The following is a 14946-nucleotide window of genomic DNA, read 5'->3' on the forward strand; positions in this document are numbered from 1 at the left end:
GCGGTGGTGCTGAGAATAACGGTGAAAAGTCACGACAAGGACCCGAACGGGCGGGGCCGCGGCAGGCGCGGCTCCGGCCCGCTCGGCGCGCACTAGTCGGAGAAGCACTCCTTGGTGCCCTTGTGCAGCTTCAGGCTGAGGTCGGGCAGCCGGAAGGTGCCCGCCGTGGTCGCCCACGCCTTCTGCTCGACATTCGTGAGCTTGGCGCTCTTCGCGCGCTGCGAGAAGCCGTTCTTGTTGGCCTCGGTGCCGGGCTGGATGCCCGGGTCCTTCAGCGAACCGGCGGCCACACCGATGTCGATGTTGCCGAACTCGGCGTCGGCGTCGAGCGCCGAGACGTCCAGGTAGATGTCCTTGGCGTAGACCTGCTGGTCCTTGTCACCGTTCTTCGCCGCCGCGGAGTTACCCGCCCGCAGCTCGAGGCTGACGTTGCCGAGGAACGGCACCGGCGTCACCACGGACTGGCACATGTCCGTGATGTAGGCCTCGCTGAAGCCCGAGACCGCCACGGGCTCCCAGAAGCCCTTGCCCTCGAGGTCCTTGCCCTTGACGATGCTGCCGTACTGGACGAAGTCGGTGCCCTCGAGGCTCTTCGCCTTAACCTTGAACTCCTGGCCGGAGATGCTGAACGACGCCGCCAGCGCTCCCTGGGCCAGGCCGATGCCTATCGCGGCCGTCGCGGCCACGCTCGGCACCATGACAACGGCGAACCGCTTCCATCTGGTCCCACCGCGAACCTGGGACTTCATAGATTTCCTCCTTCTCGGACGTACATCTCCGGAGGGGCCGAAGCCCGTCCTGGGATGGGAGAAGTGCTACGTCCTCGGGAAGGAGAGCGCCCGTAGATCAGGCGCGAGCCGCGTCCGAATCACCGGCGATCACCCCCGAGCGACAACCACTCGCCGCGCCGTGCGCGGCCCTGTTCGGACAGGCCCTGCCGGATGGGCAGGAACCCCCCTGTCCGCGGCCGGCGATCAGGCGTGCCGGCCCACTCGGTGGGGACCCGCTCCCGTCGGCGCGGCTGGTTGCCGGGCTGGTACGGGATTGGACCGAGCGTGGCCGATCGTGGTCCATTCACGGCCTCGACACAAGGCCCTTCGTTACCCACTAGTAACGGGTGGATAACCAGGCCACGACGGGGTGATGTCGGGCGGGCACTCAGGGTGCTACCGACCGGTTCGACAGAAGCGGATTTCGTCGACAAAAGTCGGACATAAAGAAGGTGTTGATTTACTGCAAGTAACAGCGGCCGTGTTTACCAAACTTTGGTAAAGCACGGCCGCGTTTTGTCACTGTGTCGCCAAATCGCCGGGGTTCCGGCCAGGGAGGAAGCGCGTCAGAACAGCACGCGCGCCAGCGCCGCGCGGGCCTTGACCACGCGCGGGTCCTCGGGGCCGATCACCTCGAAGAGCTCCAGCAGCCGCAGCCGCGCCGCGTCCCGGTCGTCGCCCGCCGTGCGGCTCACCGTGTCGACGAGCCGGCCGAAGGCGTCCTCCACGTGGCCGCCCACGAGGTCCAGGTCGGCGGCGGCGAGCTGGGCCGGGACGTCGGCCGGGTCGTCCGCCGCGTTCTTGCGCACGGCCTGCGGGTCCATGCCCTGCACCCGCGAGAGCAGTTCCGCCTGCGCGAGGCCCAGCTTGGCCTCGGTGTTGCCGGGGTCGTCGACCAGGACGTTCTTGTACGCCTGGACCGCGCCCCCCAGGTCGTTGGCGTCCAGCGCACGGGCCGCCGCCTCCAGCAGGGCGTCGTACGGGCCGGCCGGCTGGGCCGGGGCCGCGGCGCCACCGGCCGCGTCCGCGTCGACGGTGATGCCGGTCAGGCCGAAGCGCTCCTCGCCCACCCGGATCAGCTCGTCCAGGGTCTGGCGGATCTGCGCCTCGGGCGCCGCGCCCTGGAAGAGGGGCAGCGGCTGTCCGGCGACGACCGCGAAGACGGCCGGAATGCCCTGGACACCGAACTGCTGCGTGAGCATCTGGTTGGCGTCGACGTCGATCTTGGCGAGCACGAAGCGACCGTTGTACTCGGCGGCCAGCCGCTCCAGCAGCGGGCCGAGCTGCTTGCACGGCTCGCACCACTCGGCCCAGAAGTCGATGACGACCGGGACCTCGGTGGAGCGCTGGAGGATGTCGCGCTCGAACCCCGCCTCGTCGACGTCGACCACCAGGGCCGACGGGGGAACGGCTCCGCCGCCGCCCTGCCGGGCGGCCTGGGCGCGTGCCTGCTCCGCCTTCGCCTTGGCCTCTCCGGCCGCCTTCACCGCGGCGAGGTCGACGACGCCGCTCATGGACATGTTCCTAGGCTGCATGGGTACATCCTCCCCCCTCCGCGCGCGTAACCGGTAAGCCATGGCCGAACCGGTGGAGCCACGGCCGAACCGCGGCCGTCCGCGCGCCCCCCGCCGGTGTGCGGGGCGTACGGACGTACGCGATCCAGCAGATGTTGTCGGCGCCGGGTCCCCACCCTGGCGCCTGTGGTTGTCGCTCGGGCCGCTCAAAGCCTTTCGCTACGGGTCGTAGCGTAACCCCTGTCCGCGGGGCCGGGCAGCCGCACCCCCCGGTGAACTGCCTCACATGTACGAGCCGGTAACACCGGGCCTACTCGCCGGTATGGTCGAGCGTCATGTGCAGCAGCTCCACCTCTTCCCGCAGGCGTACCGGCGGCCGCCCGCGCTCCGCCGAGGCCGACGCCGCGATACTGGAGGCGACCCGGGCCGCCCTGGTCGAGCTGGGCTGGTCCAAGCTGACGATGGGGGACGTCGCCGGCCGTGCCGGGGTCGCCAAGACGACGCTGTACCGGCGCTGGGCGAGCAAGAACGAGCTGGTCGTCGACGCCGTCGCCGTCCTCTTCGACGAACTCGAACTGCCCGACCGCGGCAGCCTGATGGCCGACATCGAGGGCGTGGTGCTCCAGTTCGCCGCCCTGCTGGAGCGGCCGGAGACCAAGACGGCGCTGATGGCGGTCATCGCCGAGTCCACCCGCGACGAGCCGCTGCGCGAGCGCATCCGCGCCTCGATCGTGGACCGGCAGAAGCGGCTCGTCCTGGCCGGGCGGCGGCGCGCCCAGGCCCGGGGCGAGCTGCCCGCGAACCCGGCGTCCGCCACCGGCACCGACGACCTGATCTTCGACGTGATCGCGGGCGCGGTGGTCCACCGGGCGCTGGTGAGCGCCGAGCCGGTGGACGCGCAGTGGGTCCAGCGGTTCACCGCCCTGCTGCTCGGAGGACTGGCGGCGGCGGCCCGGACCTGAGGCGCGTCAGAGGGGCCGGTGCATGACGTGCAGCCCCACGTACCCGCGCGTGGGGTGGTGGAAGCCCTCCGGGACCGTTCCGACGATCCGGAAGCCGAGCCGCTCGTACAGCCGTACCGCGTGGACGTTGGTCTCCACGACGGCGTTGAACTGCATGCCCCGGAAGCCCGCCGCGCGGGCCCACTGAAGGCTGTACTCGACGAGCGCCCGGCCCACGCCACGGCCGCCGTGCGCGGGGTCGGTCATGTAGCTGGCGCTGGCGATGTGGGCGCCGTTGCCGCCCTGGTTGTTGTTCATCTTGGCCGTGCCGACGACCGTGCCGGTCTCCTCGTCGACGGCGACGACCGTGCGGTTGGGCGCGGCGAGCAGCCACCAGTCGCGGCCCTCCTCCTTTTCCAGGCCGGGCGGGTAGGTGAAGGTGTCACCGGCGGCGACGATGGTGTGGAAGAACGGCCAGATCGCGGGCCAGTCGTCCGCGGTGGCTTCCCTGATGCTGATCTTCATCGGGTCAGGATGCCCGCGCGCCGCCACGGGCGCAGCCGGATTTCAGGCGTCGCGCACGAACCGGGCGGGCGGGCCCTCCCGTGCCGGCAGCAGTCCGGCCCGTACGAGGGCGGCGCGGCCGGCCATCTCCCCGGCCCGGCGGAAGCCCCACTCCGAGGAGTCCACCTCGTGGTACCGCCCACGGGTGAGCAGGACGGCGGCGGACGTGCCGCCCAGCCCCTCCTGGATGCCCTCCCAGAGGGCGTCCGCGTACTCGGCCGGCAGCAGCCGGGCCGGGACCAGGTTGAGGAACTCGCTGTGCCCTTCCGGTCCCGGCGGCTCGAAGTCGGCGTCGAACAGCGCGAACGGCCCGCAGGCCCCCGCGTACCAGTAGCGCACGGCGATGCCGCGGACGGGTACGGGGAGGCCTGCCATGGGACGGAGTCTAGAAGCCCGGCGGCTCGGTGTAGGTGCCCCACTCGTCGCGGAGGGCGTCGCAGATCTCGCCCAGGGTGGCCTCCGCCCGTACGGCGTCCAGCATGGGGCCGATCATGTTGGAGCCGTCCCGCGCGGCGGCGAGCATGGCGTCCAGGGAGCCGCGCACGCGTGCGTCGTCCCGGGCGGCCTTCCGTGCGCCGAGCGCCTTCACCTGCTCGCGCTCGACCTCGTGGCTGACGCGCAGGATCTCGAGGTCGCCGGTGACGGAGCCCTCGTGGCAGTTGACGCCGACGACCCGCTTGTCGCCCTTCTCCAGGGACTGCTGGTAGCGGAAGGCGGACTCGGCGATCTCGCCGGTGAACCAGCCGTCCTCGATGCCGCGCAGGATGCCGGAGGTGATGGGGCCGATGGGGTGCCGCCCGTCGGGGTGGGCGCGCAGGCCGCGCTCGCGGATCCGGTCGAAGATCTTCTCGGCGTCGGCCTCGATGCGGTCGGTGAGCTGCTCGATGTACCAGGAGCCGCCCAGCGGGTCGGCGACGTTGGCGACGCCGGTCTCCTCCATCAGCACCTGCTGGGTGCGCAGGGCGATCTCGGCGGCCTGCTCGCTGGGCAGGGCGAGGGTCTCGTCGAGCGCGTTGGTGTGCAGGGAGTTGGTCCCGCCGAGGACGGCCGCGAGGGCCTCGACGGCGGTGCGGACGACGTTGTTGTACGGCTGCTGGGCGGTGAGCGAGACGCCCGCGGTCTGGGTGTGGAACCGCAGCCACTGCGCCTTGTCGGTCTTCGCGCCGTAGACCTCCTTCATCCAGCGGGCCCAGATGCGGCGGGCGGCGCGGAACTTGGCGATCTCCTCGAAGAAGTCGACGTGCGCGTCGAAGAAGAAGGACAGGCCGGGCGCGAAGACGTCCACGTCCAGGCCCCGGGACAGGCCCAGCTCGACGTAGCCGAAGCCGTCGGCGAGCGTGTACGCCAGCTCCTGCGCGGCCGTCGCCCCGGCTTCGCGGATGTGGTAGCCGGAGACCGACAGCGGCTTGTACGCCGGGATGTCCCGGGCGCAGTGCTCCATCAGGTCGCCGATGAGACGCAGGTGCGGCTCGGGCTGGAAGAGCCACTCCTTCTGGGCGATGTACTCCTTGAAGATGTCCGTCTGGAGGGTGCCGTTGAGGACGCCCGGGTCGACGCCCTGGCGCTCGGCGGCGACGAGGTACATGCAGAAGACGGGCACGGCCGGACCGGAGATGGTCATGGACGTGGTCACGTCGCCGAGGGGGATGTCCTTGAAGAGGACCTCCATGTCGGCGGCGGAGTCGATGGCGACGCCGCAGTGGCCGACCTCGCCCAGCGAGCGCGGGTCGTCGGAGTCGCGGCCCATGAGGGTCGGCATGTCGAAGGCGACGGACAGCCCGCCGCCGCCGTTGCCGAGGATCATCTTGTACCGCTCGTTGGTCTGCTCGGCGTTGCCGAAGCCGGCGAACTGGCGGATGGTCCAGGTGCGGCCGCGGTAGCCGGTCGGGTGGAGGCCGCGGGTGAAGGGGTACTCACCGGGCCAGCCGATCCGCTCGAAGCCGTCGTAGGTGTCGCCGGGCCGGGGCCCGTAGACGGGCTCCACGGGGTCGCCGGAGAGCGTGGTGAAGTCGGCGTCGCGCTTGCGGGCGGCGTCGTAGCGGGCCTGCCAGCGTCGGCGGCCTTCCTCGATGGCGTCAGCGTCCATACCTTCGAATTTACTAGGACGTCCTAGTAAATGTCGATGGCCGACGGCCGTACGCGTGGCGCACGGCCGTGGGCGTCAGGCCTTGACGGCCGCCGGCTGGGCGTCGGCGAGCAGCGGCTCGACCTCGCGGGAGACCTGGCGCTCGACGAAGAAGGCGGCGAGCGGGATCGTGCCGGAGAGCAGGATCCACAGGAGCTTGCCGAACGTCCACCGGGCCTTGGAGCCCAGGTCGAAGGCGAAGACCAGGTAGATGATGTAGAGGACGCCGTGGGCCTGGGAGACCATGAAGGTCACGTCCTCGCCCGTGTCGAACCCGTACTTGAACACCATGCACGTGCAGAGCACGAGCAGCATGACGGCGGTCACATAGGCCATGGCCCGGTAGCGGGTCAGCACGCTCCTCTTCATGGCGTCGAGCGTAACGTCACGTTCCGGGCGATCTTCGCGGGGGGCCACCCCCTACGCGGTCACTTCTCCTCGAAGTCGTGCGCCGCGATCCGCAGCGGCCGCAGCATCGCGAAGATCTCGGCGCACTCCTCCGCGTCGTACACGCCGAGGCCGAAGTCCATCGCCATCAGGTCCGCCGTCGCCGCCTCGACGACCTCGCGGCCCCGCTCCGTGATGGAGGCGAGGGTGCCGCGCCCGTCGTTGGGGTTGGGGCGCTTGGCCACCAGCCCCGACTTCACCAGCCGGTCGACCGTGTTCGTCACGGACGTGGGGTGGACCATCAGCCGCTCGCCGATCTTGGACATCGGCAGCTCGCCCTCCTTGGAGAAGGTGAGCAGCACCAGCGCCTCGTAGCGGGCGAAGGTGAGCCCGTAGGGCTTGACCACCGCGTCGACCTCCGCGAGCAGGATCTGGTGCGCGCGCATGATCGAGGTGATCGCCGCCATGGAGGGCACGGGCCCCCAGCGGCGCTGCCAGAGCTCGTCGGCTCGGGCGATGGGGTCGAAGGGGAGACTGAGCGGTTTCGGCACGTGATCGACCTTACCGACTGGTCACATGCCGGTCAGCCCTGTCTCGCGGTTCGGGCGCCGTGTGCGGGGCCGCGGTGTCGCAGCCCGGCAGACCATGACCGTTATGTCACGATTGGCCGGTCTGTCAGTCCGCAGCTCACAGCCATACGAGGGGGCTGGATGTCCGGCCACAGAGCGTTCCGCGTACGCACCACCCTTCTCCTGGCGGCCACGCTGGCCGCCTCGGTCCTCACCGCGGCCGGGTGCGCGCCCGGCACGGGCGGCGCGGGCGGCGCCCGGGGCGAGGAGGAGCCCGCCCAGGAGCCGGTGGGCCGCAGCGCACCGGCCAACGGCTCGCCGTTCTGGGTCGACCCGGACAGCGCCGCCGCCCGGCAGGTCAGGGCGTACGTGGCCCAGGGGCGCACCGCCGAGGCGGGGCTGCTGCGGCGGATCTCGGAACGGCCGGCCGCCCTGTGGCCCGCCTGGGACGACCCGGCGGCCGGCATCCGGCGGGCCGTGGGCGACGCGGCGGCGAAGAAGAAGACGGTCGTCCTGGTCGCGTACAACATCCCCCACCGCGACTGCGGCCTGTACTCGGCGGGCGGCGCGGCGAGCCCGGAGGCGTACCGGCAGTGGATCGACTCGTTCGCCGGGGCCATCGGGGACACCCCGGCGATCGTCGTCCTGGAGCCCGACGCCGTGCCGCACGTGGTCGACGGCTGTACGCCCGCCCAGCACCACGAGGAGCGCTACCAGCTTCTCTCCGAGGCGGTGGACCGGCTCAAGCGGCAGCCGCGCACCAAGGTCTACCTGGACGCCGGAAACCCCGCCTGGATCAAGGACCCGGGCCAACTGGTGGAGCCGCTGAAGCGCGCCGGTGTGGCCAGGGCGGACGGCTTCGCGCTCAACACGTCGAACTTCCAGACCACCCCGGCGGTCACCGCCTTCGGCACCGAACTGTCGGCGCTGCTCGGCGGTGCCCGTTTCGTCATCGACACCAGCCGCAACGGCGCCGGCCCGCTCCCGGGCACCGGCGAGGAGACATGGTGCAACCCGCCGGGGCGGGCGCTCGGCACGCCCCCGACCGAGGGCACCGGCGACGAGCGGGTGGACGCCTACCTGTGGGTCAAGCGGCCGGGTGAGTCGGACGGCACCTGCCGGGGCGGGCCGGCGGCCGGCACGTGGTGGCCCGAGTACGCGCTGGGCCTGGCGCGCCGGGCGAAGGAGTAGCGGCCGCCGGGTGCGGGAAAGCGGCGGCGCCTCAGTCGACCCGCACCCACTTCGCCACCGACGGCCGGCCGTCCTTGTCCACCACGAACAGCATGTACCAGCCGGGCGGCACCAGTGTCCGGTCCAGCGGCGCCGCGACCGTGACCGCGTCCCCGGACTTCACCAGGCCCAGTTCGACGGAGCGCTGCTCCACGTCCGTGGTGTGCGTGACCGCGCTGGGCCTGATGAGACGGGCCTTGGTGATGCGGGCGGCGTCCTTGGTGCGGAAGGTGGCCCGGCCGTTCTGGTCGAACTCCTCGGGGCCCTCGCCCAGCACCGGCCGGGCCTCGGCACCGCCGCCGTGGAGGTAGGGCGGGGTGAAGATCTCCACGCGCTGCTCGAAGGTGCCCAGCTTGGTGTTGTCCTTGTCGCCGAAGAGCGGGTCGGAGCCGAACGTCGCCACCCGGCCGTCCGGCAGCAGCAGGGCCTCGGAGTGGTAGTTGCGGCCCACGGTCGGCTCGGCCGCCTCGCGGAAGGAGTCGGTCCGCGGCTCATAGAACTGGGCCTTGAGGATGTCGCTGGCACTGCGGCCCCGGTACTTGGCCGACCCGCCGGTGGTGAAGACGGTGTCGTCCGGGAGCAGCACGCTGCTCAGGTAGCGGGTGCCCTGGGGCAGGGAGGGGCCGGTGCGGAAGGCGGGCCTGGGGGCCTTGAGGTCGATGAGCGCGGTGCGGGCGGTGGACAGCTCCGACTCGCCGACCCCGCCGCCGCCGAGCACCATCAGCTTCTGGTCCTGGGCGGGCGGCAGGAGCAGGGAGGCGGAGGTCTCGAGCTGGTCGGGGTCGGTGATGCCGCGGATCTCCTGGAAGGTGTTCTTCTTCAGGTCCCACAGGCCGGGTACGCGGCCCTTCTCGGCGGGCCCGTAGCCGGCGTTGGAGCCGGTGTAGAAGAGCTTGCCGCCCTGGGTGAGGAAGAGCGCCGGGTAGGTGGGGAAGTAACGGAAGGGGCCCTTGGTCCACTTCTTGGTCTTCGGGTCGTAGATCTCGTTGTCGCCGGGGACGACGTCGCCGACGTCGTTGAGGCCCGAGACGGCGAGGACCCTGCCGTCCTGGAGGGTCACCAGGGTGGGGTACCAGCGGGCGTCCTTCATGGGGGCGACGGGCACGTACTTCTCGGCCTTGGGATCGAACTCGTACGCCGCCTTGATGCCCTGGAAGTCCTGTTTCTCGGTGGTGAGCCTCTGGGCGATGCCGTAGACGTTGGCGGCGTCCTTGCCCTTGAGCCCGAGGACCTTGTACTGGGCGGCCTCGGTGGTCAGGGCCTTGGGGCCCTCCTTGCGCGCCTCGACGAAGACCCGCACCTCGGCGGCGGTGACCTTGGTCTCCCAGGGCTTCATCTGGCCGCTGGTGAAGTACGAGATCTTGAACTCGCGTTTCGCCTTCGGCACCGTCACGTCGAACTTCGACACGTACTCGACGCCCGTCGGCGAGCGGAAGACGGTGCCCTTCTTGAGGGTGACGGCCTTGTCCGGGCTCTCGTTCTTGACGCGCATGCCGCCGCCGGCGCGCTTCACCTCGCCGTCGAGCACCTCGTAGCGCGCGGTGCCGCCGGCCACCAGCAGGCGCCCGTCGGGCAGTTGGCTGTGTCCCGCGCAGAAGAAGTCCTCCGGGGTCGGGATCTTCTTGTAGGTGTTCCTGACCGGGTCCCACAGGACGGTGTCGAAGGTGCCCGCGTCGAACTTCTTCTGGTTGTTCCCCGAGCCGGCGATGAGGAGCACCTTGCCGGTGTGGAGGAGGGCGGCGTGGATGGCGTTGAGCCGGTACCCGCCGGGGACGTCGAGCTGCTGCCAGGAGCCGTACCTGGCCTTGTAGCCGGGCTGGGAGATCTTGTAGGCGTGGTACTTGGCCTGGGCGAAGGAGAGCGCGGCCGGCGCGTTGAGGCCCGCGAGCAGAACCACCGCTCCACCACCCAGCAGGGTCTTCTTGAGCTTCTTCGACGGCCGGTAGGCCATGGGTCAGTTCCCTCCTGTCGTCGTGGCGAACGCCGGTTCGGGCTCGTCGCCGGCCTTCGGCTTGGGCGCGGCCTGGACCACCGGCGCGGGCTGCGGGGCGCGCAGGCGCGCCTGGGCCCGGCGTTCCCGGTACAGGCCGAAGCCCCAGACACCGACCGGGGCGAGCGCGATGGCGAGGGCGAGCACCGCCCAGGTGCGCATGGCCGCGTGCGTGTGGTCCAAGGCGACGGAGGCGCCGAGCGAGGCGACCAGGACGGCGGCCCAGTAGAGGTGAATGCGGAAGGTGGCCGGCCGGTCCTGGCTGGCCTCGCCGCCCTTGGGGGTGACGACGAAGCCGCCCCGGGTGCGCAGCACGGCCGAGGCGAGGGACTTGAGGTAGATGGGCGCGCAGAGCGCGGACATCGCCATGCCGGCCAGTCCTCCGGAGCCCTCCGGCTCGTGCGGGGAGACGTTGTGGCGGCGGTTCCAGAGGTAGAGGCCGATCTGGAGGGCGGCGGCGTCGCTGTAGAGCATCAGCCAGACGGACGACGACACCTGGGTGCCGGAGGCGCCGAGCCAGAGGAACAGGACGCAGGAGAGGATGCCGAGGAACCAGTTGACGGCGGTCATCGGGTAGTAGACCAGCATCAGCGTGTAGTTGAGCAGCCGGCCGGGCGGCAGCCGGAAGAAGGCCCGCCCGTACTGCCGGAAGAGCGTCTCGTACGTCCCGCGCGACCAGCGGAGCTGCTGGGTGAAGAAGTCCGTCCAGGAGGCGGGGCCCTCCCCCACCGCCAGCACGTCGGGGGTGTAGACGGACCGCCACAGGTGGCCGGTGCGGGGGTTCCTGGTGCGGTGCAGCTCGAAGCCGGTGGCCATGTCCTCGGTGATCGAGTCGTACAGGCCGCCGACCTGCTTGATGGCGCTGACGCGGACGACGTTGTTCGTGCCCACGAACATAGGGGCGTGGTAGCGGTTGCCGGCGCGCTGGATGAGGGCGTGGAAGAGGAACTGCTGGGACTCGGCCGCCTTGGTGACGGGCGAGGTGTAGTTGCCGTACACCTGCGGGCCGACGACGAAGGCGACGTCGGGGTCGCGGAAGTAGCCGAGGGTCCGCTCCAGGAAGTTGGGCAGCGGTACGTGGTCGGTGTCGACGGAGGCGAAGAAGTCGTAGTCGTCCCCGTGCATGGCGATCCAGGCGTTGTAGTTGCCGTGCTTGGTGCGGGCCTTGTGGACGCCCCGGGGGCGGTTCCAGGCGGGGACGCCGGCGCGGGTGAAGTGGCGCACGCCCAGCTCCCGGCAGAGCGCCTTGGCCTGTTCGTCGTCGCCCTCGTCGAGCAGCCACACGTCCAGCCGTCCCTCGTGCGTGATGCGGACGGCGCCCTCGAGGGTGGCGCGGACCATGGAGAGGGGCTCTTTGCCCGGTACGTAGGTGGTCAGGAAGGCGACACGGGTGCCCTTCTGGGGGACCACGGGGACGGGATCGCGGGCGACCATGGTGGCGTGGGCGATGGAGACCACGTTGATCAGCATGAACAGGCAGATCAGCCCGATGGACACGAGCATCACGGCGTCGAACCTGATGAGCCACCGGTCGCCGCCCTCCCGGGTGGTCCAGTGGGAGGGCCACACGAGGTAGACGAGCAGGACACCCGAGAGCAGCGGGGCGAGGGTCATCAGGAGGGCGGCCCGTATTCGGTGCGGCTCCTGGGAGAGCAGGCTGCGGTACTGGACCTGGTAGGCCGCCCGGTCCGGTTCCGTGAGGGGACCGGCGAGACGGCTGTAGGTGTCGTAGTCGTAGCCCTCGGGCCGCACGGTGCCTCCAGCTCTCGAGCGGGTCGCTATATCCCCACGTAAGGGGAGAACTGGCGACGTGTCGACTGGAGGGAGTCCGAGCGGGCGGTTCTCGCGGGCGGCAGGTTTGAGCCTTTGGGGGGCGCGGCGCGCGGCGGGTCGCGGCGATGACGGAACCCCGGCCCGCGCGGGGCCGGGGTTCCTCGGGGCGCGTCAGGAGGAGAGGTGGCGCTCCACCGTCTCGACCTTGGCGGTCAGCCCGTCCGTGACGCCCGGCCGGATGTCGGCCTTCAGGACGAGCGAGACGCGCGGCGCACGCGCCTCGACGGCGGCCACGGCGCGCCTGACGACGTCCATGACCTCGTCCCACTCGCCCTCGACGGACGTGAACATCGCGTCCGTACGGTTCGGCAGGCCCGACTCGCGGACGACGCGCACCGCGTCCGCGACGTACTCGCCCACCTCCTCGCCGACGCCGAGCGGGGTGACGGAGAAGGCGACGATCACGCGTTCACCGTGCCCTCGCGGCGGGCCCGGGAGGCGATGACGGCGTCGTCGGCGGCGCGCTTGAGCCTGCGGTCGGCGAAGAAGCCGCCGAAGGGCAGCACGGACAGCACGAAGTAGAGGGCGGCCGTCTTCAGCTCCCACTTGGTGCGGTTCCAGGCGTCCAGCCAGAAGAGCACGTAGAGGACGAAGAGCACGCCGTGGATCGCGCCCATGACCGGCACCGCGTTGAACTCGGTGGTGCGCTTCAGCACCGAGCAGACGAGCAGCAGGATGAACGACACGGCCTCCGGGGCGGAGACCAGTCGGAGGCGGTGGAGGGAGGCGGCGGTCTTGATGTCCACGAGGCAGCACCTTCGGCGTCGGTCGGGGGGTCGACTGTCGCCCGCGCACGATCTTGTGAATGGATGCACAAGCGACCCGTTCATTGTGACAGGCGGCTTTGCGTGTCCTTTATCAGGGTCCGGATCCTCCCCAGGGCTGTGTGCGCGGGCCCGGCCTGCGGTTACCTTCTTCGCGTGGCAACCTTCCGACTCCAAGGCAGCAAGGTGCTCGCCGTCGACATGACCGGCGACGCCGTCAAAGCGAAGAACGGCTCGATGGTCGCGTACGACGGCCAGATGGCGTTCAAGAAGATGTCCGGCGGCGGTGAGGGGCTCCGCGGGATGGTCACCCGCCGCCTCACCGGCGAGCAGATGGAGATGATGGAGGTGAAGGGGCAGGGCACCTGCTTCTTCGCCGACCGCGCCTCCGAGATCAACCTGGTCTCCCTGCACGGCGACAAGCTGTACGTCGAGTCCAGCAACCTGCTCTGCGCCGACGCCTCGCTGCGCACCGGCACCAGCTTCACCGGGCTGCGCGGCGGGGCGACCGGAACCGGTCTGTTCACCACCACCGTCGAGGGGTCCGGCCAGGCCGCGATCATGTCGGACGGGCCGGCCGTGGTGCTGCGCGTGACCCCGCAGTACCCGCTCTCGGTCGACCCCGGCGCGTACATCGCCCACCAGGGCAACCTCCAGCAGAACTTCCAGTCCGGTGTGACCTTCCGCACATTCTTGGGCGAGGGTGGCGGCGAGGCGTTCCAGATCCGCTTCGAGGGCGACGGTCTCGTGTACGTACAGCCCAGCGAGCGCAACACGGTCGGAGGGGACGTCTGATGCCGTTCCGCGAGGTCAATTCGAAGATGGTCGAGGCGACCGTCTCCCCCGGACAGAAGATGTTCAGCCAGCGTGGCGCGATGCTGGCCTATCGCGGTGACGTCACTTTCACGCCGAACATGGCGGGTGGCCAGGGCGGTGTGATGTCGATGATCGGCCGCCGGGTGGCCGACGAGGCGGCGCCCCTGATGACGGTCGAGGGCAGCGGCACCGTCATGTTCGGGCACGGCGGCCACCACATCCAGGTGATCCAGCTCTCCGGGGACACCCTGTACGTCGAGGCCGACCGGCTGCTCGCCTTCGACGGCACGCTCCAGCAGGGCACCATGTTCATGGGCTCGCAGGGCGGCGTCATGGGCATGGTGCGCGGCCAGGTGACCGGGCAGGGCCTGTTCACCACCACCCTCAAGGGCCACGGCGCGGTCGCGGTGATGGCCCACGGCGGGGTCGTCGAACTGCCCATCACCCCCGGCCGCCCCGTCCACGTCGACCCGCAGGCGTACGTCGCCCACCACGGTGACGTCCGCAACAAGCTCTCCACCGCGCTCGGCTGGCGCGACATGGTGGGGCGCGGCTCCGGCGAGGCGTTCCAGTTGGAGCTGAGCGGCAGTGGTGTGGTCTACGTCCAGGCGTCGGAGGAGAAGCTGTGAGCACGCCCGTCATTCACGACCCGTCGAGCCTGCCGAGCGACGACAACGTCAATCCGTACACCTTCTGCGTGGAGCTGAAGGGCTCCCAGTGGTTCCTCCAGAAGGGCAAGATGATCGCCTACTACGGGCGGATCGACTTCAACGGCATCGGGCACGGCCGTCTGGACCGGCTCGTCCGCTCCAGCTTCCACTCGCCGCTGCACGCGAGCGACTGGGTGGTGGCGGAGGGCAGCGGCAAGATGCTGCTCGCGGACCGCGCCTTCGACGTCAACTCCTTCGACCTGGAGGACGGCAACCTCACCATCCGGGCCGGCAACCTCCTCGCCTACCAGCCGAGCCTCGCCCTGAAGCAGTCGATCGTGCCGGGCTTCCTCACCCTGATCGGCACCGGCAAGTTCGTCGCGGCGTCCAACGGCCCGGTGGTCTTCATGGAGCCGCCCCTGCGCGTCGACCCGCAGGCGCTGGTCGGCTGGGCGGACTGCCCCTCCCCGTGCCACCACTACGACCACGGCTACATGTCGGGCGTGATGGGCGGCCTGCGCGCGCTGACCGGTATCGGCGGCGCGTCGGGCGAGGAGCACCAGTTCGAGTTCGTCGGGGCCGGTACGGTGCTGCTCCAGTCCACCGAGGTGCTGATGGCCGAGCAGGCGACGGGCGCGGTGCCGCACGAGGCGGGGGTCCCGGGGGCGGGTTCCGGCCACGGTCAGCACGGATCGGTACCGCGTCTTCCCGGACAGCTCGGGGACCTCCAGCGTCGCTTCGGGCTGTGAGCGGTAGTCTGCGGAGTGTGACGCCCTCGAACGTCTGCGCCCTT

16 protein-coding genes are annotated in these 14946 nt (G+C 70.6%); 5 read left to right on the forward strand and 11 right to left on the reverse strand.

The window, feature by feature from the left end; translation table 11 throughout:
* Positions 1 to 92 precede the first annotated feature (92 nt).
* Together E2B92_RS28065 and E2B92_RS28075 are read right to left on the reverse strand one after the other, a co-directional pair.
* Positions 93 to 749 (reverse strand): DUF6230 family protein, encoded by a 657-nt coding sequence (locus E2B92_RS28065; RefSeq protein WP_126885875.1) that lies wholly within the window; start codon positions 747 to 749, stop codon positions 93 to 95.
* Positions 750 to 1336: 587 nt separating this feature from the next.
* On the reverse strand, positions 1337 to 2305 hold the full coding sequence (locus E2B92_RS28075; RefSeq protein WP_126885877.1) for a tetratricopeptide repeat protein: 969 nt from the start codon (positions 2303 to 2305) through the stop codon (positions 1337 to 1339).
* 314 nt (positions 2306 to 2619) lie between these two features.
* Between E2B92_RS28075 and E2B92_RS28080 the strand changes: the two genes are divergently transcribed.
* A complete protein-coding gene (locus E2B92_RS28080; protein ID WP_126885878.1) occupies positions 2620 to 3246 on the forward strand; it encodes a TetR/AcrR family transcriptional regulator in 627 nt (208 codons plus the stop codon).
* A gap of 6 nt (positions 3247 to 3252) precedes the next feature.
* Here E2B92_RS28080 and E2B92_RS28085 read toward each other — a convergent pair whose 3' ends face one another.
* The 5 genes from E2B92_RS28085 to E2B92_RS28105 form a co-directional block, all read right to left on the reverse strand.
* On the reverse strand, positions 3253 to 3744 hold the full coding sequence (locus E2B92_RS28085) for a GNAT family N-acetyltransferase (protein WP_126885921.1): 492 nt from the start codon (positions 3742 to 3744) through the stop codon (positions 3253 to 3255).
* Between the two features lie 48 nt (positions 3745 to 3792).
* The gene (locus E2B92_RS28090; protein ID WP_126885880.1) at positions 3793 to 4164 is read right to left on the reverse strand and encodes a hypothetical protein; all 372 of its coding nucleotides are present in this window, start codon (positions 4162 to 4164) and stop codon (positions 3793 to 3795) included.
* 10 nt (positions 4165 to 4174) lie between these two features.
* The gene (locus E2B92_RS28095) at positions 4175 to 5875 is read right to left on the reverse strand and encodes an acyl-CoA mutase large subunit family protein (protein WP_126885882.1); all 1701 of its coding nucleotides are present in this window, start codon (positions 5873 to 5875) and stop codon (positions 4175 to 4177) included.
* Between the two features lie 75 nt (positions 5876 to 5950).
* Positions 5951 to 6283: a DUF3817 domain-containing protein gene (locus tag E2B92_RS28100; RefSeq protein WP_126885884.1), complete on the reverse strand. Its 333-nt coding sequence runs from the start codon at positions 6281 to 6283 to the stop codon at positions 5951 to 5953.
* A gap of 59 nt (positions 6284 to 6342) precedes the next feature.
* On the reverse strand, positions 6343 to 6852 hold the full coding sequence (locus E2B92_RS28105; RefSeq protein ID WP_126885886.1) for a MarR family winged helix-turn-helix transcriptional regulator: 510 nt from the start codon (positions 6850 to 6852) through the stop codon (positions 6343 to 6345).
* A 159-nt stretch (positions 6853 to 7011) separates the two neighbouring features.
* Here E2B92_RS28105 and E2B92_RS28110 point away from each other — a divergent pair, with 159 nt between their 5' ends.
* On the forward strand, positions 7012 to 8061 hold the full coding sequence (locus E2B92_RS28110; RefSeq protein ID WP_126885888.1) for a glycoside hydrolase family 6 protein: 1050 nt from the start codon (positions 7012 to 7014) through the stop codon (positions 8059 to 8061).
* Between the two features lie 31 nt (positions 8062 to 8092).
* Here E2B92_RS28110 and E2B92_RS28115 read toward each other — a convergent pair whose 3' ends face one another.
* The 4 genes from E2B92_RS28115 to E2B92_RS28130 form a co-directional block, all read right to left on the reverse strand.
* Positions 8093 to 10051 carry a kelch motif-containing protein gene (locus tag E2B92_RS28115; RefSeq protein ID WP_126885890.1) on the reverse strand — a complete coding sequence of 653 codons (1959 nt, stop codon included), beginning with the start codon at positions 10049 to 10051 and terminating at the stop codon, positions 8093 to 8095.
* A 3-nt stretch (positions 10052 to 10054) separates the two neighbouring features.
* Positions 10055 to 11842: a glycosyltransferase family 2 protein gene (locus tag E2B92_RS28120; protein ID WP_126885892.1), complete on the reverse strand. Its 1788-nt coding sequence runs from the start codon at positions 11840 to 11842 to the stop codon at positions 10055 to 10057.
* Between the two features lie 192 nt (positions 11843 to 12034).
* Positions 12035 to 12328 (reverse strand): MTH1187 family thiamine-binding protein, encoded by a 294-nt coding sequence (locus E2B92_RS28125; protein WP_126885893.1) that lies wholly within the window; start codon positions 12326 to 12328, stop codon positions 12035 to 12037.
* Positions 12325 to 12669 carry a DUF3817 domain-containing protein gene (locus tag E2B92_RS28130; protein WP_126885896.1) on the reverse strand — a complete coding sequence of 115 codons (345 nt, stop codon included), beginning with the start codon at positions 12667 to 12669 and terminating at the stop codon, positions 12325 to 12327. Before E2B92_RS28130 ends, E2B92_RS28125 begins: the two co-directional genes overlap by 4 nt.
* A gap of 174 nt (positions 12670 to 12843) precedes the next feature.
* Between E2B92_RS28130 and E2B92_RS28135 the strand changes: the two genes are divergently transcribed.
* From E2B92_RS28135 to E2B92_RS28145, 3 genes are read left to right on the forward strand one after another with little or no spacing between them, the layout of a single operon-like run.
* Positions 12844 to 13482, forward strand: a complete 639-nt coding sequence (locus tag E2B92_RS28135; protein ID WP_126885898.1) for an AIM24 family protein — start codon at positions 12844 to 12846, stop codon at positions 13480 to 13482.
* On the forward strand, positions 13482 to 14132 hold the full coding sequence (locus E2B92_RS28140) for an AIM24 family protein (RefSeq protein ID WP_126885899.1): 651 nt from the start codon (positions 13482 to 13484) through the stop codon (positions 14130 to 14132). The genes E2B92_RS28135 and E2B92_RS28140 overlap by 1 nt, the downstream gene beginning before the upstream one ends.
* The gene (locus E2B92_RS28145) at positions 14129 to 14902 is read left to right on the forward strand and encodes an AIM24 family protein (protein ID WP_126885901.1); all 774 of its coding nucleotides are present in this window, start codon (positions 14129 to 14131) and stop codon (positions 14900 to 14902) included. The genes E2B92_RS28140 and E2B92_RS28145 overlap by 4 nt, the downstream gene beginning before the upstream one ends.
* The last annotated feature ends 44 nt before the right edge of the window (positions 14903 to 14946 follow it).

Source organism: Streptomyces sp. WAC05374 (assembly GCF_004353505.1).
In the GTDB taxonomy this organism is placed as follows: Bacteria; Actinomycetota; Actinomycetes; order Streptomycetales; family Streptomycetaceae; genus Streptomyces.